The sequence below is a fragment of the Streptomyces sp. NPDC057616 genome (assembly GCF_042800575.1).
GTDB lineage: Bacteria > Actinomycetota > Actinomycetes > Streptomycetales > Streptomycetaceae > Streptomyces.
The window spans coordinates 211,101-227,987 of sequence record NZ_JBHVGU010000007.1 but is presented as its reverse complement, the minus strand read 5'-3'; the positions used below and the strand labels follow the sequence as shown (position 1 = coordinate 227,987).

The 16,887-nt window shown below is 72.4% G+C and carries 17 protein-coding genes; 4 read left to right on the top strand and 13 right to left on the bottom strand.

Annotated features, from left to right (window positions below):
* Positions 1 to 17 precede the first annotated feature (17 nt).
* The 5 genes from ACFU97_RS11315 to ACFU97_RS11295 form a co-directional block, all read right to left on the bottom strand.
* A complete protein-coding gene (locus ACFU97_RS11315) occupies positions 18 to 2,399 on the bottom strand; it encodes an ATP-binding cassette domain-containing protein (protein WP_384253996.1) in 2,382 nt (793 codons plus the stop codon).
* A gap of 64 nt (positions 2,400 to 2,463) precedes the next feature.
* Positions 2,464 to 2,655, bottom strand: coding sequence for a hypothetical protein (locus tag ACFU97_RS11310; protein ID WP_384253993.1), 192 nt, complete (start codon positions 2,653 to 2,655; stop codon positions 2,464 to 2,466).
* A gap of 33 nt (positions 2,656 to 2,688) precedes the next feature.
* Positions 2,689 to 3,990, bottom strand: coding sequence for an MFS transporter (locus tag ACFU97_RS11305; RefSeq protein ID WP_384253991.1), 1,302 nt, complete (start codon positions 3,988 to 3,990; stop codon positions 2,689 to 2,691).
* A 9-nt stretch (positions 3,991 to 3,999) separates the two neighbouring features.
* A complete protein-coding gene (locus ACFU97_RS11300; RefSeq protein ID WP_384253988.1) occupies positions 4,000 to 4,809 on the bottom strand; it encodes a YqjF family protein in 810 nt (269 codons plus the stop codon).
* Positions 4,806 to 5,906: a LacI family DNA-binding transcriptional regulator gene (locus ACFU97_RS11295; protein WP_384253986.1), complete on the bottom strand. Its 1,101-nt coding sequence runs from the start codon at positions 5,904 to 5,906 to the stop codon at positions 4,806 to 4,808. The genes ACFU97_RS11300 and ACFU97_RS11295 overlap by 4 nt, the downstream gene beginning before the upstream one ends.
* Positions 5,907 to 6,090: 184 nt before the next feature.
* On the opposite strand from ACFU97_RS11295, the gene ACFU97_RS11290 reads away from it, so the two are divergent.
* Positions 6,091 to 7,146, top strand: coding sequence for a cellulase family glycosylhydrolase (locus ACFU97_RS11290; RefSeq protein ID WP_384253983.1), 1,056 nt, complete (start codon positions 6,091 to 6,093; stop codon positions 7,144 to 7,146).
* A gap of 83 nt (positions 7,147 to 7,229) precedes the next feature.
* On the opposite strand, the gene ACFU97_RS11285 is transcribed toward ACFU97_RS11290, so the two are convergent.
* The 3 genes from ACFU97_RS11285 to ACFU97_RS11275 form a co-directional block, all read right to left on the bottom strand.
* A complete protein-coding gene (locus ACFU97_RS11285; RefSeq protein ID WP_384253981.1) occupies positions 7,230 to 8,036 on the bottom strand; it encodes an SAM-dependent methyltransferase in 807 nt (268 codons plus the stop codon).
* Positions 8,037 to 8,117: 81 nt separating this feature from the next.
* Positions 8,118 to 8,378, bottom strand: a complete 261-nt coding sequence (locus tag ACFU97_RS11280; RefSeq protein ID WP_384253979.1) for a DUF397 domain-containing protein — start codon at positions 8,376 to 8,378, stop codon at positions 8,118 to 8,120.
* Entirely contained in the window at positions 8,375 to 9,256 is an 882-nt protein-coding gene (locus ACFU97_RS11275) for a helix-turn-helix domain-containing protein (RefSeq protein WP_384253977.1), read from the bottom strand. Before ACFU97_RS11275 ends, ACFU97_RS11280 begins: the two co-directional genes overlap by 4 nt.
* Positions 9,257 to 9,459: 203 nt before the next feature.
* On the opposite strand from ACFU97_RS11275, the gene ACFU97_RS11270 reads away from it, so the two are divergent.
* On the top strand, positions 9,460 to 9,888 hold the full coding sequence (locus ACFU97_RS11270; protein ID WP_384253975.1) for an ATP-binding protein: 429 nt from the start codon (positions 9,460 to 9,462) through the stop codon (positions 9,886 to 9,888).
* 20 nt (positions 9,889 to 9,908) lie between these two features.
* Here ACFU97_RS11270 and ACFU97_RS11265 read toward each other — a convergent pair whose 3' ends face one another.
* Positions 9,909 to 11,315 carry a PP2C family protein-serine/threonine phosphatase gene (locus ACFU97_RS11265; RefSeq protein ID WP_384253973.1) on the bottom strand — a complete coding sequence of 469 codons (1,407 nt, stop codon included), beginning with the start codon at positions 11,313 to 11,315 and terminating at the stop codon, positions 9,909 to 9,911.
* Between the two features lie 98 nt (positions 11,316 to 11,413).
* Between ACFU97_RS11265 and ACFU97_RS11260 the strand changes: the two genes are divergently transcribed.
* On the top strand, positions 11,414 to 12,208 hold the full coding sequence (locus tag ACFU97_RS11260) for an SAM-dependent methyltransferase (protein WP_384254148.1): 795 nt from the start codon (positions 11,414 to 11,416) through the stop codon (positions 12,206 to 12,208).
* A 13-nt stretch (positions 12,209 to 12,221) separates the two neighbouring features.
* Here the strand turns inward: ACFU97_RS11260 and ACFU97_RS11255 are convergent, their stop codons facing one another.
* Together ACFU97_RS11255 and ACFU97_RS11250 are read right to left on the bottom strand one after the other, a co-directional pair.
* On the bottom strand, positions 12,222 to 12,623 hold the full coding sequence (locus ACFU97_RS11255; RefSeq protein WP_384253970.1) for a hypothetical protein: 402 nt from the start codon (positions 12,621 to 12,623) through the stop codon (positions 12,222 to 12,224).
* 34 nt (positions 12,624 to 12,657) lie between these two features.
* Positions 12,658 to 13,086, bottom strand: a complete 429-nt coding sequence (locus ACFU97_RS11250; protein WP_384253968.1) for a hypothetical protein — start codon at positions 13,084 to 13,086, stop codon at positions 12,658 to 12,660.
* Between the two features lie 181 nt (positions 13,087 to 13,267).
* Here ACFU97_RS11250 and ACFU97_RS11245 point away from each other — a divergent pair, with 181 nt between their 5' ends.
* On the top strand, positions 13,268 to 14,116 hold the full coding sequence (locus tag ACFU97_RS11245) for an SMP-30/gluconolactonase/LRE family protein (protein WP_384253966.1): 849 nt from the start codon (positions 13,268 to 13,270) through the stop codon (positions 14,114 to 14,116).
* A gap of 28 nt (positions 14,117 to 14,144) precedes the next feature.
* Here ACFU97_RS11245 and ACFU97_RS11240 read toward each other — a convergent pair whose 3' ends face one another.
* Together ACFU97_RS11240 and ACFU97_RS11235 are read right to left on the bottom strand one after the other, a co-directional pair.
* A complete protein-coding gene (locus ACFU97_RS11240; RefSeq protein WP_384253964.1) occupies positions 14,145 to 15,317 on the bottom strand; it encodes an acyl-CoA dehydrogenase family protein in 1,173 nt (390 codons plus the stop codon).
* A 121-nt stretch (positions 15,318 to 15,438) separates the two neighbouring features.
* Positions 15,439 to 16,815 (bottom strand): Tat pathway signal sequence domain protein, encoded by a 1,377-nt coding sequence (locus tag ACFU97_RS11235; protein ID WP_384253962.1) that lies wholly within the window; start codon positions 16,813 to 16,815, stop codon positions 15,439 to 15,441.
* Positions 16,816 to 16,887: the final 72 nt, after the last annotated feature.

Genomic DNA, 16,887 nt, shown 5'->3' with positions numbered 1-16,887 from the left:
AGCCGTGGCGCGCCCGCTCAGCCGCCGACGTACTCCGCAAGGTGCCGGCCCGTGAGGGTGGAGCGCTCGGCGACCAGGTCGGCCGGGGTGCCCTCGAAGACGATGCGGCCGCCGTCGTGGCCGGCGCCGGGGCCGAGGTCGATGATCCAGTCCGCGTGCGCCATGACCGCCTGGTGGTGCTCGATGACGATGACCGACTTGCCGGAGTCGACCAACCGGTCCAGCAGGCCGAGGAGTTGAGCCACGTCGGCGAGGTGCAGACCGGTGGTCGGCTCGTCGAGGACGTAGACGCCGCCCTTGTCCGCCATGTGCGTGGCCAGCTTCAGGCGCTGGCGCTCACCGCCGGAGAGGGTGGTCAGCGGCTGGCCGAGGGTGAGGTAGCCGAGGCCGACGTCCGCGAGGCGTTCGAGGATCTTGTGCGCGGCAGGCGTGCGCGCCTCGCCCTCCGCGAAGAAGTCCAGGGCCTCCGCGACCGGCATCGCCAGGACCTCGGAGATGTCCCGGCCGCCGAGGTGGTACTCCAGGACCGAGGCGTCGAAACGCTTGCCCTCGCAGTCCTCGCAGGTGCTGGCCACCCCGGCCATCATCGCCAGGTCGGTGTAGATGACGCCGTTGCCGTTGCAGGTGGGGCACGCGCCCTCGGAATTGGCGCTGAAGAGCGCGGGCTTGACGCCGTTGGCCTTGGCGAAGGCCTTCCGGATCGGCTCCAGGAGACCCGTGTACGTCGCCGGGTTGCTGCGCCGCGAACCCCGGATCGGGCTCTGGTCGACCGAGACGACCCCGAGGTCCTCCGGGACCGAGCGGTGCACCAGCGAGCTCTTGCCGGACCCCGCGACCCCGGTGATCACGGTGAGCACGCCGAGCGGTACGTCCACGTCGATGTCCCGCAGGTTGTTCGCCGAGGCGCCGCGGATCTCCAGGACCTCGCTGAACCCGCGCACCTCGTCCTTGAGCGAGGCGCGGTCGTCGAGGTGGCGCCCGGTGACGGTGTCGCTGCCGCGCAGCTTGCCGACGGTGCCCTCGAAGCACACGCTGCCGCCCGCCGTACCGGCGCCGGGACCCAGGTCCACCACATGGTCGGCGATCTCGATGACCTCCGGCTTGTGCTCCACGACGAGCACCGTGTTGCCCTTGTCCCGCAGCCGCAGGAGCAGGTCGTTCATCCGCTGGATGTCGTGCGGGTGCAGGCCGGCGGTCGGCTCGTCGAAGACGTAGGTGACGTCGGTGAGCGAGGAGCCCAGGTGGCGGATCATCTTGACGCGCTGCGCCTCGCCGCCGGAGAGCGTGCCCGCGGACCGGTCGAGGGAGAGGTAGCCGAGGCCGATCTCCACGAACGAGTCGAGGGTCTGCTGCAGCGCGTCGAGCAGCGGCGCCACCGACGGTTCGGCCAGCCCCCGCACCCAGTCGGCCAGATCCCTGATCTCCATCCGGCAGGCGTCCGCGATGGAGATCTTCTTGATCTTCGAGGTGCGAGCGTGCTCGGCGAGCCGGGTGCCGTCGCACTCCGGGCACGTGGCGAAGGTGACCGCACGGTCCACGAACGCCCGGACGTGCGGCTGCATCGCCTCCTTGTCCTTGGACAGCATCGACTTCTGGATGCGCGGGATCAGACCCTCGTAGGTCATGTTGATGCCCGCGATCTTCATCCGGGTCGGCTCCCGGTGCAGGAGGTCGTGCAGCTCCTTCTTCGTGAACCTGCTGATCGGCTTGTCCGGGTCGAAGAAGCCGGACTCCGCGTACAGCCGGGAGTTCCAGCCGCCGCCGGTGTAGCCGGGGATGGTGAAGGCGCCCTCGTTGATGGACTTGCTCGCGTCGTAGAGCTGGGCCAGGTCGAGGTCGGAGATGCTGCCGCGGCCCTCGCAGCGCGGGCACATGCCGCCCACCTTGTTGAAGGTGACCTTCTGCTTGGCGCCGCCGCCCACCGAGATCGCGCCGGCCGCCGACACCGAGGGCACGTTGAAGGCGAAGGCCCCGGGCGGGCCGACGTAGGGCTTGCCGAGGCGGCTGAACAGGATGCGCAGCATCGCGTTGGCGTCGGTGGCCGTGCCGACCGTGGAGCGCGGGTCGGCGCCCATCCGCTGCTGGTCGACGCTGATGGCGGTGGTCAGGCCGTCGAGGACGTCCACCTCGGGCCGCGACAGGTTCGGCATGAAGCCCTGGACGAAGGCGCTGTAGGTCTCGTTGATCAGCCGCTGCGACTCCGCGGCGATCGTGTCGAAGACCAGGGAGCTCTTGCCCGAACCGGAGACACCGGTGAACACCGTCAGGCGGCGCTTCGGGATCTCGATGCTGACGTCCTTGAGGTTGTTCTCGCGCGCGCCGTGCACGCGGATCAGGTCGTGGCTGTCGGCGGCGTGCGGCGCGGGCGAGTGCGAGTCCGTCCTCTTGGCCGTGGTCATCGTCTCTCCATCTGTCGGGCCCGGGGCGGGTGCGGGGCGTCGGTGGTCGGCGGGGCGGCGGTGCTCAGCGGTCCTGGAGCAGCCCGAGGACGTTGGTGTCGGGGTCGGTGCGGGTGGCCACCAGGCGGCCGCCGCCCACGTCGTGCGCCGGCTCCGGCGCCACGCCGGGCAGCGCCGTGTACACCTGCCTGGCCGCCGCGACGTCGGACACGGGGTGCAGCACGGTCCTGATTCCCTGCGCGGGTGAGCCGGTCATGGTCACTCCTGAGGTCGTGGTTCTGCGGTCACGTTATCCGCGGCTCGTGGACCGGCGCTTCTCGATTCCTGACGGGGTGCGGCGCCGGTCGCCGCGCCGGGCCGCGAGCAGCACGCAGGCGAGGATGCCGAGCACCACGGTGGCCAGGCCCGAGCCGCCGATCGTCGCCCGGGGGCCCAGGGCCGCGGTGAGCGGGCCGCCGAGCGCCGTGCCGAGCGGTGACGCCGTGAGCAGCACCGCGTTGTTGGCGGCGAGCATCGCCGCAAGGTGCCGGGGCGGCGACTTCGCCTGCATCAGCGTCACCGACAGGGCGACGAAGGGCCCGTAGATCAGGCCGCCGAGGGTGAAGCAGGCGACGGTGGCCGCGGTCGGCGCTCCGAGGCCGAACGGCAGCAGCGAGAGGCCCCAGGCGATCACGATGCAGACGGTCACGGGCCACAGCGGGAGGTTCCGCAGGGTGCCGATCGCCAGCGAGCCGAGCACCGCGCCCACGCCGAACAGCATCCAGTACAGGCCCAGCAGCGTGCCCGGTGCGTGCAGGTCGTCGGTCACGTGCAGCGGCAGGGCCACCTCGACGGGGCCGTAGAGGAAGTTGAAGCACCAGGTGAGCGTCAGCAGGCCGAGCAGTTCGGGGCGGGAGCGCAGGAGGGCGAGGCCGCCGCGGGCGGCCGCCTGGTCGACGGGCTCGACGGGTTCGACGGGTTCGACGCCGGAGGCGTCCGCCCGCTCCGGCAGCCGGGTGCGCGCGACCAGGACGGTGAGGAACACGTAGGTGAGGGCGTCCAGGCCGAGAACCAGCGCGGAGCTCGCGTACGTCACCAGCACACCGGCGACGGCGGGTCCGGCGATGGTGGCGGCGAAGCTGAGGGAGCCGACGAAGGTGTTGGCGGCCAGCCGCTGTTCCTCGGGCAGCAGCTCGGCGAGCAGCGTGTACTTGCCCGCACCGCCCCATGCGTGCAGCAGCGAGGAGACGGCGAGCAGTACGACGTACAGCGGCGGCGTCAGCAGCCCGGCCGACCAGACCAGCGGCACGGCGCCGATGAACACGGCGCGCACCACGCTGTCCGCCGTCAGCAGCCGCCGGGCCGGTACCCGGCGCAGCCGGCGCCCGAACGCCAGCGCGCCGACCACGCCCGGCAGGGTGTACGCGGCGACCGCGCCGCCGACCCACAGCCCCTGCGTCGCCTGTGGTGCGAGCTCGATGGCGAGCCACGCCACCGCGACGAAGCTCATGCCGTCCCCGAGGCCGGAGACCCCGAAGGCCAGGGCCAGCCGCCGGAACACCCCGTTGGCGAGGAGGGGCCGGTAGGCGAAGGGCACCAGACGTCGGATCACACGGTCACGCTACGGGCGGCGCGGGGCCCGGCGCTTCTCCATTACTGATCTCTCCGGCCGCGGGGCTCCCGAGCGCGGCCGCACAAGGGAGGGCGCCCCGAACCGGACCGCGACACCCGGCGAGTACAGCACGCTGACCGGCGCGCCCCGCACCTGCGGCAGACCGGCCGCGGCCACCAACTCGTCCTCGAGATCCAGGAGTTCGGCCCGGTGCAGCGGCCACGGCGGATGGTCGTTCGGCAGGTGCGTGGTGCGGCCGTGCCAGGGCAGGTGCATGCCCCAGCGGGCGGTGAGGAAGTGCTCCAGGGGTGTGGGCCGCGCGATCGGCTCGCCGGGGCGGACGACCACGCGGCTCGTGGGCCCGTGGCCCGCGGTCCGCCCGCGCCGGCAGACGTACGTGAGCACGCCGTCGTCGTGGCGCAGGCGCATCGCCGACCAGACGTAGGGCAGCCGTACGCCCCATCGCCCCACCAGCACCGGCAGCAGGCGGCTCGCGTCCAGGGAGCGGAACACCACGCCGCGGCGGCCCTGTTCGTCCACCGAGTACAGCCGTACGTTCGTCTCGCAGAACGTGCCGAGATACGGCAGCCCGGGCCCCGGGCCGAGGCCCACGCCGCGCATCAGGAACGGCACCAGGCCGACGTAGGTGACGCCGTCGAGGGTGTCCGGGCGGGTCCCGGCGGGCAGCAGCCCGGCCACCCGCTCCGGCTCGACCGGCCAGTGCAGGAACGTGAGTTGGTGCCAGCCCTGCACCAGCGACGCCCGGCGCACGGGCCGCGGCGTGGACGGGGTGACCGGCTCGGCGCCGGCCGGCCTCACCGGCTGCTCCCGCGCGGCGCGGCGGTGCTGTGCCGGACCACGAGGCCGGCCGGGACGAGATCGGTGCCGGCCCGCGCGCCGCCGTGGGCGCGGATCTGCTCCAGGACGCCCTCGACGCAGCGGCGGCCGACCTCGGCGAAGTCCTGGTGGACGGTGGTGAGGGGCGGGACGAAGAACTCGGCGTCGGGGATGTCGTCGAAGCCGACGACACTGATGTCCGCGGGCACGTGCAGGCCGCGCTCGTGGAAGGCGCGCAGCAGCCCCAGCGCCATCTGGTCGTTGGCGGCGAACACGGCCGTGCAGTCCGGCTGTTCGGCGAGGGCGAGGCCGGCCGTGTACCCGGACCCGGCGGACCAGTCGCCGGGCAGGGGCGCCGGGACCGGGCGGCCCGCCTCCTCCAGGACGGTGCGCCAGGCCTGGGTGCGGCGCTGGCCGGCGAAGGACGTCTCGGGCCCGGTCACGTGCCAGACGGTGCGGTGGCCCAGGTCGAGCAGATGGGTCACGGCCTTGCGGGCGCCGTCGGCCTGGTCGGTGTCGACCACGCTGTAGCGGTCGCCGGCGTCGGAGTCCACGACGACGACGTGCACACCGGGCGGCAGCTGCACCGTGCCGGTGTCGAGCAGATGGATCTCCATGATGACGATGACGGCGTCCACCGCCAGCTCTCCCATGCGCGTGAAGGCGCCGAGCACGTTGTCCTGGGTGGGGACGTCGATGGGGATCAGCGTGATCGCGTAGCCCTCGGCCGCCGCGTGCGTGGCGATCGCCTCCACGGTACGGCTGTTGCCCGTCGAGGCGAGGCTGAAGAGGATCACGCCGATGGTGTTGAACTGACCGTAACGCAGCGCGCGCGCCGCGCTGTTGGGCCGGTAGCCCAGCTCCCGCATCGCCGCGAGCACCTGCTCCCGGGTCGAAGTGATCACGCCGGGATGGCCGTTGGAGACCCGCGAGACCGTCTGCGAGGACACCCCCGCGAGCTTGGCGACGTCGGCCATGGACACCCGCTGCTTGCGGCGCCCGCCGGGCACGCCGGAGCCGCCTCGCTGCGCGCCGCCCGCGGGGGCGGACGCCCGTTGCTCCCGGTCGCTCAGATCCATCGCTGCACCACTTCCGCCCGGCTCCTCGACGCACCGGATGTTACGCGTGGGACATCTTGACGGCCGCTGGGACGGATGCCACGATTCCGGCGCCGCCGAGTTTACGTAAACATCCGTTGCCGAGGCAGGGCGTGTTTACGTAAACATGCGGGCGCCGAGCCGCCGTCTCCCGAAAGGCACGTCGATGCGCAAGCCCACCGCCACGAACCGCCTCACCCCCCGGCTGCGCGCCGCCTGCGCGGCGGTCGCGATCGCCGCGCTGTGCGGAACCGCCCTCGCCGGCGGCCCCGCCTCCGCCGCTCCGGGCACCGGCACCACCCAGTTCAAGGGCGTCAACTGGGCCGACCCGCGCGACAATTACGCCGACGACCCGGTCGTCCTGTCCGGTCTGTCGCTCTCCGACACCTACGCGCAGACGTACGCCAAGGCGAGCCGCGTGATCTCCGCCTTCCGCGCCAATCTCGGGGCCAACACCGTGCGGCTGCCCATCAACCCGTACACCGCCGACGGCTCGTACTGGAGGTCGTACCGCGGCGTCATCGACGCGGCCTCCGACCGCGGCTTCAAGGTCATCGTGTCCTACTGGGAGGGCACCGGCACCCGCAAGGACGGCCTCATCGACGACGAGGCCACCTACTGGCCCATGTGGAACACGGTCGTCGGCGCCTACCGGCACGACCCGCACGTCTACTTCGAGCCCATGAACGAACCCCACGGCTACACCGACTCCCAGTGGGCAGACCTCGCCGCGAAGTGGCTCGCCACCTACCCGTCCGTGCCGCGCGACCGGGTCTTCGTCAGCGGCGCCGGCTACAACGACCACGTCACCTCGGTCTGCGCCGACCCGCGCCTGAAGGGCACCTATCTGTCGCTGCACCACTACGGCTTCTGGAAGAGCTACGCCACCTACGACCAGTGGGTGGCCGACCTCCAGGAGCGCATCGGCGACTGCGCCGGCCGCACGGTCGCCGACGAGTTCGGCGCGCCGATGACCACCGGCCTCGACTACGACAGGCCGGACGCCGCCGACAACTCAGTCAACTTCATCCAGGCCGACACCGACACCTTCCGCAAGCTCGGCATGGGGTCGGTCTACTGGCCCGGCCTGCGCACCGACGACACCTACTCCATCCAGAAGCTGACCGGCGATCCCGCCCGGCCCTGGCTGGCCACCACCAACCGCTCCGGCGCCGACCGCCTGGCCTGGGCCTGGGGCCGGGGCAGGCCCGTGCAGAACTGAGGCCGCTGCCCGCGCCCGACCGGCGTACGGCCCCGGCCCCCTGCGGGACCGGGGCCGTACGGCACCCCCAACTGCCGCACCCCCTACGGCTTGATGCCCACCCCGGTCCACAGGCTGACCTCGGCGTCGGTGGCCGTGGGCTCGCCGTCCGGGCGCCAGCGGTGGCCCACCGAGATCCCCGGCTCCAGCAGGTCCAGCCCGCTGAAGAACCGGGCCACGTCCTGCTGCGAGCGGAACTGCACCGGCGTACCGGCGTTGTTGTAGATGTCGGTGACCTTCTGCCAGGTGGCCGGGTCGAAGTCGGGCGTGCAGTGGCTCAGGGCCAGCGCGCTGCCCGAGGGCAGCACGGCCAGCAGCCGCTCCACGATGCCGTACGGGTCCTGCGCGTCCGTCACGAAGTGCATCAGGGCGTTGAGCGACAGGGCCACCGGCCGGCCCAGGTCCAGGACCTCGGCCAGTTCCGGGGAGTTGAGCAGCATGGACGGGTCGTTGACGTCCGCCTCGATGTACGTCGTGCGGCCCTGCGCGGTGCTGCGCATCAGGCGCTCGGCGTACTTGAGGACGAGCGGGTCGTTGTCGGCGTAGACCACCCGTGCCTCGGGCACCACGGACTGGGCCACCTGGTGCAGGTTGGGCTCGGTCGGGATGCCGGTGCCGATGTCCAGCCACTGGCGGATGCCGTGCTCACGGGCGAGGACGCGGGTGGCGCGGTGCATGAACGCCCGGTTCTCCCGCGCGCACACGAAGATGGCCGGGTAGGCCTCGGCGACGGTCTCCGCGGCCAGCTTGTCGACCTCGAAGTGGTCCTTGCCGCCGAGGTAGTAGTCGTACATCCGGGCAGAGTGGGGCCTGCTGGTGTCGATGTCCCGCGCGGCGTGCGAGTTGGTCATCCTGTCCCTTTCGTGGTGTGCGTGTGGGGGTGTCGGGCAGGTGGTGGCCGGGGTGGGCCCCTTCCCGCCGGTCCGGTGGCGTCAGCCGGCCGTCAGATGATCGGCGAGGCCTCGTTTGACTCCCGCGACGAACGCGGTGATCTCCTCAGGGGTGTAGATCAGCGCGGGTCCGGCGGGATCGGTCGACTGCCTCAGCGCCACACGGCCGTCGGCGAGTTGCTTGGTCTGCACGCACTGGCCCCCGTTGGGACCGCTCCACGGAGACTCCCAGCCCTGATCGCCGAGGTCCGACGCCGGCATCCCGTTGTAGACATGGCAGACCCGGCCTCCGGTCACGGTCATGAGTACTCCTTTCGCATGCGGTTCAGGAGCGCCTTGCTGTCCGCGTCCGAGGTCAGCAGGGACATGCGGTTGTGCGCCTCCAGGTGGGCCGCCACGTCCGAACGCTGGTCCAGGTACATGGAGCCGGTGAGGACCTCGGTGTAGACGATGTCGGGCAGCTCCGGCTCCTCGAACCGGAAGTAGGTGAAGGGTGCGCACGCACCGACGTGGGCGCCGGCGGTGAACGGCACGACGTCGACGCTGACGTGCTCCAGTTCCGAGACCTCCAGGAGCCGGTCGACCTGCTCCCGCATCACCTCGGGGCCGCCCACCACCCGGTGCAGCACGGCCTCCTCCATCACCACCCACAGCGTGGGCGCGTCCTTCTTCTCCAGCAGGCTCTGGCGACGCAGCCGCACGTCCACCCGGCGGTCCAGCTCCTCCTCGCTGCCGTTGGGCAGTCCGCCGCGCAGCACGGCCCGCGAGTAGCGGGGGGTCTGCAGCAGGCCGGTCACGTAGTGCGGCTCATAGGTGCGCAGCGTCGTCGCACCGGTCTCCAGGCTGACGTAGGCGCTGAACCAGGTCGGCAGCACGTCGCGGTACATGTGCCACCAGCCGGGCTCGTTGGCCCGCTCCGCGAGGGGGACGAACTCCTCGATCTCCTGCCGGTCGGCCCCGTAGGTCTCGAGCAGCTTCTCCACGTAGAGGGGCTTGAGCGCGACCTCCGCCTTCTCCAGCCGGCGGATGGTCAGGGACGTCACCCGCAGCGCCTTGGCGGCGGCGTCCAGGGAGATGCCGGCGTCCTGACGCCGCTCCTGGAGCCGTCGGCCGAGGATCATGCGGAGAACGGTGGGAGCGCTGGGGCTGTTGCTGCCCGCGCCCGACCGGCCTTCGTTCACGCCCTACCTCCTGAGGAACCGTCACGAACGCTCGTGCGCAAGCGACTTGTTGAAGTCACCAGAACGATACCGGCTAGATGAAAATAACAGGCAGCTGGTTGCAGGTTGAACTGGCCTGTGAGCATAGTTACTTGCGCGGATCTTTGCGACGATCACAGCGCGCCGCCGCTCTCCCCTGGAAGGCAACTGCCGTGTCCCCCCACATGACTTCCTCCCCGCAGCTGTTAGACGCCGCGAGCCAGGAACGAACGCACTGGCTCGAACTGCCGCCCCACCGCTCCAGCATCAAGGTCGCCCGCCGCTCCGTGAGTGCGCGGCTGAGCGCCTGGCGGGTGCCCGCCGACCTGTGCGCCGACGCCGTCCTGCTCGTCTCCGAGCTCGCCACCAACGCCCTGCGGCACACCCTCAGCGCACGCATCCTGTGCGGCATCGGGCTCGTCACCGACGACTGCCTCCGCCTGGAGGTGCACGACCACGACCGCAGCGGGCGCGGACTGCCCCGCTGCGAGCCGGGACCGGACGACGAGAACGGCCGCGGACTGCTCCTGGTCGAGGCGATCGCCGACATGTGGGGGGTCGACCGGTCCAGACTCACCGGGGGCAACGCCGTCTGGGCCAACCTGACGGTCTGAGCCCGCACGGCACGGGGGTGTCAGTCCTTCCCGGGCGTCAGTTCGGCCAGCAGCAGCGTACGGTCGTCCGCGCCGGCGGCGGCGATGGGGGAGCGCAGCAGCCGCCGGCACAGGGACTGGAGCCGCTGGTCCTCCTCGGCCGGGGCGGGCTCGAGGGCGGCCGTGTCCAGGGCCAGCGCGAGGCGGCCGATCTCCTGGTCGATGTCGGCGTCGCGCGACTCGACCAGGCCGTCGCTGTAGAGCGCCAGCAGCGACGGTTCGTCCACGGTGAGCACGGTGGCCTCGTAGCTGCCCGTGCCCAGCCCGAGGGGCAGGCCCGGACTGGCCAGTGTCACCGGCGCGGTCCGGCCGTCGGGGCCGCGCAGCAAGGGGGGAGGGTGGCCCGCGCCGACGAGCGTGCAGGTGCGCGCGCGGGCGTCCCACTCGGCGTAGATGCAGGTCGCGAAGGAGGCGCCCGGGGTGTCGTAGGCGAGCGCGTCGAGGCGGCGTACGAGATCGACGGCCGGGATGTCGAACCCGGCCAAGGTGCGCACGGCGGTGCGCAGTTGGATCATCGCCACGGCCGACTCGGGGCCGTGCCCCATGGCGTCCCCGACGACCAGGCTGACCCGGTCGCCCGGCCGTCTGAGCACGTCGAACCAGTCGCCGCCGATGATGTTGCCCTGTCCGGCCGGCAGACCGGCGTGCGCGACGCGGCAGCCCTCGAACTCGTGGGCGGAGCCGGGCAGCAGGCTGTTGCGGATGGCCAGGGCGGTGCGGCGCTCGCGCTCGTAGCGGCGCGCGTTGTCCAGGGCCGTCGCGGCCCGTGCGGCCAGCGCCGCCACGGCAGCGACCTCCGCGGTCAGGAAGGGGGCCTGGCCCGGGTCGCGGGTGCACGCGACGAAACCGACCGCGGTGCCGCGCAGTTGGAGCGGGACGACGAGGAAGGACGACGACCGCACCAGGGTGTCCATCCGCACGTCGCCGCGGCCGGAGGCGATCAGCCGCTCGGAGGTGTGGGAGTCGACCGCGTCGAGCAACTGCGGCTTTCCGTCGGCGAGGGCGCGGGCGTACGGCGTCTCGCGCGGGAAGACGATCACCTCGCCGTCCGGCAGCAGGCCCGCCCAGTCCTCCACCGCGTCCGTCCCCACGCGCAGGGCCAGCCGGCGTGCCTCTATCTGGGGCGGGTCCGCGGTCGGGTAGGCGTTCTCCTCGCGCAGCCAGCGCTCCAGCAGGTAGACCGAGGCCGCGTCGCAGAATCCAGGCGTGAGCGCGTGCACGACATGGCTGCCGGTCAGCCGCAGATCCAGCTCCGAGCCGATGACGTCGGCGGCGGGGGAGAAGGCCGAACGCCTGGGCGGGGGCTGGGCGGCGTGGGAGTCGTCGGTGCGGCTGCGCGGTTCGTTCCGCAGGGGTCGTGCCTTTCCGGGTGGGGTGTCCGGGCGCACGGCGAGGAGGGTGGCTCGTCGGGCGTCGTCGGCAACTATATGATGACGCGTCAAGGCCCCTGGCCATAGAGGGAGTTGCAGTGCCGGACCACGCTGGAATGCCACCCGGGACCGATCCCGGCAAGGCGAGTGTCGCCCGTATGTACGACGCGATGCTGGGCGGTGACCACAACTTCGCCATCGACCGCGAGGCCGTCGCGGCCTTCACCGCCATCGACCCCCAGGTGCGCACCCTGGCCCGGGCCAACCGCGCCTTCCTCGGCCGCGCGGTGCGCTTCCTGGTCGACTCCGGGGTACGACAGTTCATCGACCTCGGCTCGGGCATCCCCACCCAGGGCAACGTGCACGAGGTGGCGCAGGCCGCCAGCCCCGGCGCCCGGGTCGTCTACGTGGACAACGACCCGGTGGCCGTCGCCCACAGCGCCTCCCTGCTCGCCGACAACCCGGACGCGGACATCGTCGACGGCGACATCCGGCGGCCCGCCGAGGTCCTGGCCTCCCCACAGGTGCGCAAGCTGATCGACTTCGACCAGCCCGTCGCCGTCCTGATGATCACGATCCTGCACTTCGTCTCGCCCGACGAGGACCCCGCCGGCATCGTGGCCGCCTTCCGCGACGCCCTGCCCGACGGCGGCTGGCTCGCGCTGACCCACGCCACCAACGAGGACCGCCCGGACACTGCCGACGCCGTCGGCAAGCTCTACCGCTCCCGCGCCACCTCACCCGTCACCGCCCGCTCCCACGACGAGATCCTCGGTCTGTTCAGCGGCTTCGACCTGGTGGAGCCGGGCCTGGTCTACGTCCCCCTGTGGCGGCCGGACCCGGGCGACCAGATCCCCGACAGCCCCTCGGAGTACTGGGTGTACGCGGGAGTCGGCCGCAAGGGCCCGTGACCGCGGGCGTGCGTCAGCAGTGCTGGATCTGCGACTTCCAGGTGCCAGGGCCGCCCGTGTTGAGATACCAGTCGTTGACGTAGCCGTCCCCGATGCCGTTGTCGACCCGCATCCAGTAGCGGTAGCCGTGGCCGTCCGCGTCCGGGGCACCGGTGGTCCAGCACAGCAGGCCGAGCTGGTCGCCGTTGTGGTACTGGCCGAACACCGGCGACCTGGCGGCGCCGTAGCTCGGCCCGGTGCGCACCGCCAGGTACGAGCCGGCGTCGATGCCGGTGACGTTCGCGCAGACGGCCGGGTCGCCGGAGATGCTGCACGGGTGGATCGCCGCGCCGGCCGGCCCCGCGCCGGCCAGGACGGCCGCGGCCGCGGCGGTGAGAGCGACTGCCGTGGCGGTGAGAGCACGCAGGTGCTTCATGAGGGTTCCCTCCGTTTCCATTCCTCGACGGGGATCAGGCGCACCGGGGGATCTGCGACTTCCAGGTGGCCGGGCCGCCGCTGTCCAGGTACCAGTCGTTGACGTAGCCGTTCCGGCTGCCCGTGGAGACCTGCATCCAGTAGCGGTAGCCGTGGCCGTCCGCGTCCGGGTCGCCGGTGGTCCAGCAGTCCAGCTCCAGCCACTGCCCGTTGCCGAACCGGGCCACCTGCGCCGCGCCGTAGCGCGGTTCGGTGCGCATCACCAGGGACGAGCCCGCCTTGATGCCGATCACCTGGGCGCAGCGCGCCGGGTCGCCGGCCCCGGAGCCCGGGCAGGGACGCGGGTCGGCCTGTGCGGGTGCGGCCGTGAGCAGACCGGATCCGGCGAGCAGGGCCACGGCGACGGCCGCCCCCGCGGCGGCCTTCGACGCCGGCCGGGACCGGGTCGGTCGTGACTTCAGCATCGGTTCCTCCGTTCGATTGCCGATGATCGAGACCATCGCAGCGAACGGTCAGGGAGACATCCTCTGAAGTCTCAGGGTCCGGCGCGCGGCGGCCGTCGCCCGCGGATGTCGATTCGGGCGGCCCCTGTTCGTATGGAAGACAGGGAGACCGGCACCGGGCCGGTCGGGCGGAAGGGCTGTGATGGCGATGACCCAGGTGTCCGTACTGCTCACCGGCCGGGGCCTGGTGGAGTCACCCCGCTGGCACGGCGACCGGCTGTACTTCTCCGACTGGTCCGCCGGCGAGGTCGTCGCCGTCGATCTCACCGGCTGCGGCGAGGTCGTCGCCCGGGTGCCGTCGCTGCCGCTGTGCACCACCTGGCTCCCCGACGACCGGCTGCTGGTCGTCTCGTCCGCGGACGGCCGGCTGCTGCGCCGCGAGCCCGACGGCAGCCTCGTCCTGTACGCGGATCTCGGCGTCCCGGGCTGGAACGACATCGTGGCCGACGGCCGCGGCAACACCTACGTCAACCGCGCCCACTTCGACCCGACGGCGGGGGAGGACCCCGAACCCGGCTCGGTGCACCTGGCCACCCCGGACGGCTCGGTGCGCCAGGTGGCCGACGACATCGCCTTCCCCAACGGCATGGCGGTCACCGCCGACGACTCCACGCTGATCGTCGCCGACTCCTACCGCCACCAGCTGGTCGCCTTCGACATCGAGGCCGACGGCGGACTGTCCCGCCGGCGCGTCTGGGCCGGCCTCGGCGAGGGCACCCCGGACGGGATCTGCCTCGACGCGGAGAACGCCGTCTGGTACGCCGACGTCCCGCACCGGCGCTGTGTGCGCGTCGCCGAGGGCGGCACCGTGCTGCGGACCGTGCCGCTGGATCGCGGGGCGTTCGCCTGCGTGCTCGGTGGCCCCGACGGCAGGACGCTGTTCGTCACCGCGGCCCGCTGGCAGGGCATGACGGAGAAGGAGATGGTGGCGCCCGGAACCGGCCAGGTGCTCACCGTGCCCGTCGACGTGCCGGGGGCGGGGCGGCCGTAGAGCGTGGCCGGCCCCGGAAGGTTCGGCCTCACAGGAACGGTGTGCCCGCGTCGAGTCCCGACAGCACGCGGCCGTACAGCTCCAGATTGGTCGTGGGATTGACGAACGAGTGCAGGTTCAACGCCTGCAGATCGCGTACGGCCCGCTGGACGGGGACCTCGCGGTGCAACGAGGACGCCCCGGATGCGGAGGCGATCAGGTCCACGGCCTCCTTGCACAGCCGCGCCACATGGCCGGTCTGCGCCCGGATGCGCGCCCGCTCCTCCTGCGTGAAGGGGGCGCCGGCCTCGATCCGGGCGACGAAGTCGCGCGTCAGCAGCTCCGCGCAGGAGATCTTCATCGCCGCCTCGGCCGCCTGGAGATGGGTGACGGACGCCTCGTACTGCCGGCCGTGGTGGGTGTACGTGATGCCCCGCCGGTGGATGCGCTCGGTGAACTCCTGCAGCGCCGCCCGGGCCAGACCGAGCGCGTTGGGCGCCGTCCAGGCGCAGAACATCAGCAGTACGGGCATGCGGTAGAAGGGATCGTCGGCGTTGGCCTTCGAGGGGAACTCCCCGCCCAGCAGCGGGCCGACGGGCAGGACGCGGTGGGCGGGCACGAGGACGTCCCGGGCGACGACGCTGCTGCTGCCGCTGCCCGCGAGGCCGGAGACGTGCCAGTCGTCGAGGATCTCCAGCTCCCGCATGGGCACGGCCGTCCACAGCACCTCGGGCGGCCCCTCACCGGAGTCCGCACGGGCCGTCAGCAGATGCCAGTCGGCGTGCCGGCAGCCGGTCGCGAACCCCGAGGTGCCGTTGACGACATAGCCGTCGCCGGACGCGACCGCGGTCGCGTCCGGGACGAGCGTGCCGCCGACCTTCACATCGGGGCCGGTGAAGATCTCGTCCTGCGCCTCGTCGGGAAAGAGCGCCGCGATGAAGGAGCAGCCGGCCTGGATCAGCGCGGTGAAGGCCGTCGAGCCGCACGCGCCGGCGATCTCGGCCAGCGCGTCGACCTGGGTGTGCAGCGGGGTCTGGTAACCGCCGTACCGCCGGGGGACGTTCATCCGGTAGATCCCGGCGTCCGTGAGCGCCGCGACGACCTCCCTCGGCACCGTCCTCTCCTGCTCGGTGCGGAGCGCGTGCGCACGGACGAAGGGCCTGAGCGCGGCGGCGCGCTCGACGAGGCCCGCGTCGGTGGGCGGTGCTGCGGACGGAGCCATGGACGACCTCCGGACACGACGGATCCTCACCGTGACGCGGATCGCACCGAGTGTCAACGGCACCTTGGCGCACAGGAGTTGAGTGCCCGGATGCGCAGCGGCCCGGCGCCCGCACCGCGGCTCAGCGTGTGCCCAGCGGGTTCGCGCCGGCCGCCGCCAGCAGGTACCAGGCCGTGGCGCCCGTGTGCCGGTACGGGTAGTAGCCGAAGCCGTAACCGGTGTCCAAGGGGCTGCTGGCCGACACCACACCCGACCGCTCGGGCAGCGGCCTGCCGCCCACGGTCTGGTCGGGGCCGAGGTGGTCCTGGGCCTTCTCCACGGATGCGAGGAGGCGGGCGGCACGCCGCGCGTCCCCCGCGGCGCCGCGCTCCCGCAGGGCCAGGGCCAGATGCGCGGTGCCCTCGAACCACACGCCGCTGCGGTCGGGCTTGGGCTGGGACGGCGCGATGGGCGCGTCCTCGTTCGCGACGAGGGAGGCCGAGCTGAAGGTGACGCCCCCGTACAACTGCCCGGCCGGGACCGCGCTGTTGGTCCGCTCGGAGGAGTCCAGGACCGCGAGCCCGTCCGCGGCCCAGTCCACGGACCTCGCGCGGCGGCGATCCCGCAGCGCCAGGTAGCTCCAGGTCTGGGCGTCCTCCGGCACCGGGTTGGTGTTGATCGTGACGCCGTCGTTGGTGCCCGTGTGGAAGAAGCCGCCGGACCCGTTCCACATCTTCTCCACGAACGCCCGTGCGCGGGCCCGCCGTTCGAGCCAGACCGTGTCCCCGGTGAGCCGGGCGAGCCGCCCGAAGAGGCAGGTCAGATCGATGTTGTGCTCGGTGGAGGTGTAGGGGAGCGGCCGATCGGCCCCGTCGACCCCGAACTTGTAGCCGCCCAGCGGCTCGTCGGTGCGCCCGTGCGCCTCCACCCAGGCGCCGATCCGCAGCGCACCCGTCAGGAACCGCCGGGCTTCCGTGCGTGCCGCCAGCGCGGCCAGTGCGATGCCCGCCCAGGCCATGTCCCCGACGGCCGTACCGGTGAAGCCGAACTGCGTGCCGACGTTCACGGTGCCGTCGGCCCGCACGAAGCCGTCCGGCTGCGCCGAGCCGTCGTAGAAGACGTACGGCCCCACGTTGTACCCCTGCCGCAGCCGGCCGTCCGCGTACTGCGGGTCGTGGGTCTGGGCGTACAGCAGCGCGTCCCCGAGAGCGACGGCCCGGGCACGGCCCTCCCGGCCGGGGCGGACGAGGTGGGCCAGGATCGCGAGGGCGTTGTCGTAGGTGAACGCGGTGCTGAACAGGCCGGCCTGGTCGGCGTAGCTCTGGGCCAGCCGGATGCCGCCGTGCTCCGGGTAGCCGTCCGCCGCGGCGTCGAGGAAGGCGTAGCCGCGTCTTGGCGCGTCCCCGGCCCCGGCGGCGGGAGCCGAGCGGGCGCCGGCACGTGCCGTGCCGCTGCCGAACACGGTCAGGGCCGCGGCCGTGCCGGCCCCGATGATGGTCCGACGGGCGATCTCGGCCATGTCTGCTCTCCTCGATGTCGATCCGGTGTCGATGGCGGCGCTCGCTTGAGAGCGCTCTCAAGTGGCGCACAT

Excerpts from the sequence above, each read along its gene's own strand:
- ACFU97_RS11315 (WP_384253996.1), bottom strand. The coding sequence starts at position 2,399 with ATGACCACGGCCAAGAGGACGGACTCGCACTCGCCCGCGCCGCACGCC.
- ACFU97_RS11310 (WP_384253993.1), bottom strand. The coding sequence starts at position 2,655 with ATGACCGGCTCACCCGCGCAGGGAATCAGGACCGTGCTGCACCCCGTG.
- ACFU97_RS11295 (WP_384253986.1), bottom strand. The coding sequence starts at position 5,906 with ATGGATCTGAGCGACCGGGAGCAACGGGCGTCCGCCCCCGCGGGCGGC.
- ACFU97_RS11290 (WP_384253983.1), top strand. The coding sequence starts at position 6,091 with ATGCGCAAGCCCACCGCCACGAACCGCCTCACCCCCCGGCTGCGCGCC.
- ACFU97_RS11285 (WP_384253981.1), bottom strand. The coding sequence starts at position 8,036 with ATGACCAACTCGCACGCCGCGCGGGACATCGACACCAGCAGGCCCCAC.
- ACFU97_RS11280 (WP_384253979.1), bottom strand. The coding sequence starts at position 8,378 with ATGACCGTGACCGGAGGCCGGGTCTGCCATGTCTACAACGGGATGCCG.
- ACFU97_RS11270 (WP_384253975.1), top strand. The coding sequence starts at position 9,460 with ATGACTTCCTCCCCGCAGCTGTTAGACGCCGCGAGCCAGGAACGAACG.
- ACFU97_RS11260 (WP_384254148.1), top strand. The coding sequence starts at position 11,414 with ATGCCACCCGGGACCGATCCCGGCAAGGCGAGTGTCGCCCGTATGTAC.
- ACFU97_RS11255 (WP_384253970.1), bottom strand. The coding sequence starts at position 12,623 with ATGAAGCACCTGCGTGCTCTCACCGCCACGGCAGTCGCTCTCACCGCC.
- ACFU97_RS11250 (WP_384253968.1), bottom strand. The coding sequence starts at position 13,086 with ATGCTGAAGTCACGACCGACCCGGTCCCGGCCGGCGTCGAAGGCCGCC.
- ACFU97_RS11245 (WP_384253966.1), top strand. The coding sequence starts at position 13,268 with ATGGCGATGACCCAGGTGTCCGTACTGCTCACCGGCCGGGGCCTGGTG.
- ACFU97_RS11240 (WP_384253964.1), bottom strand. The coding sequence starts at position 15,317 with ATGGCTCCGTCCGCAGCACCGCCCACCGACGCGGGCCTCGTCGAGCGC.
- ACFU97_RS11235 (WP_384253962.1), bottom strand. The coding sequence starts at position 16,815 with ATGGCCGAGATCGCCCGTCGGACCATCATCGGGGCCGGCACGGCCGCG.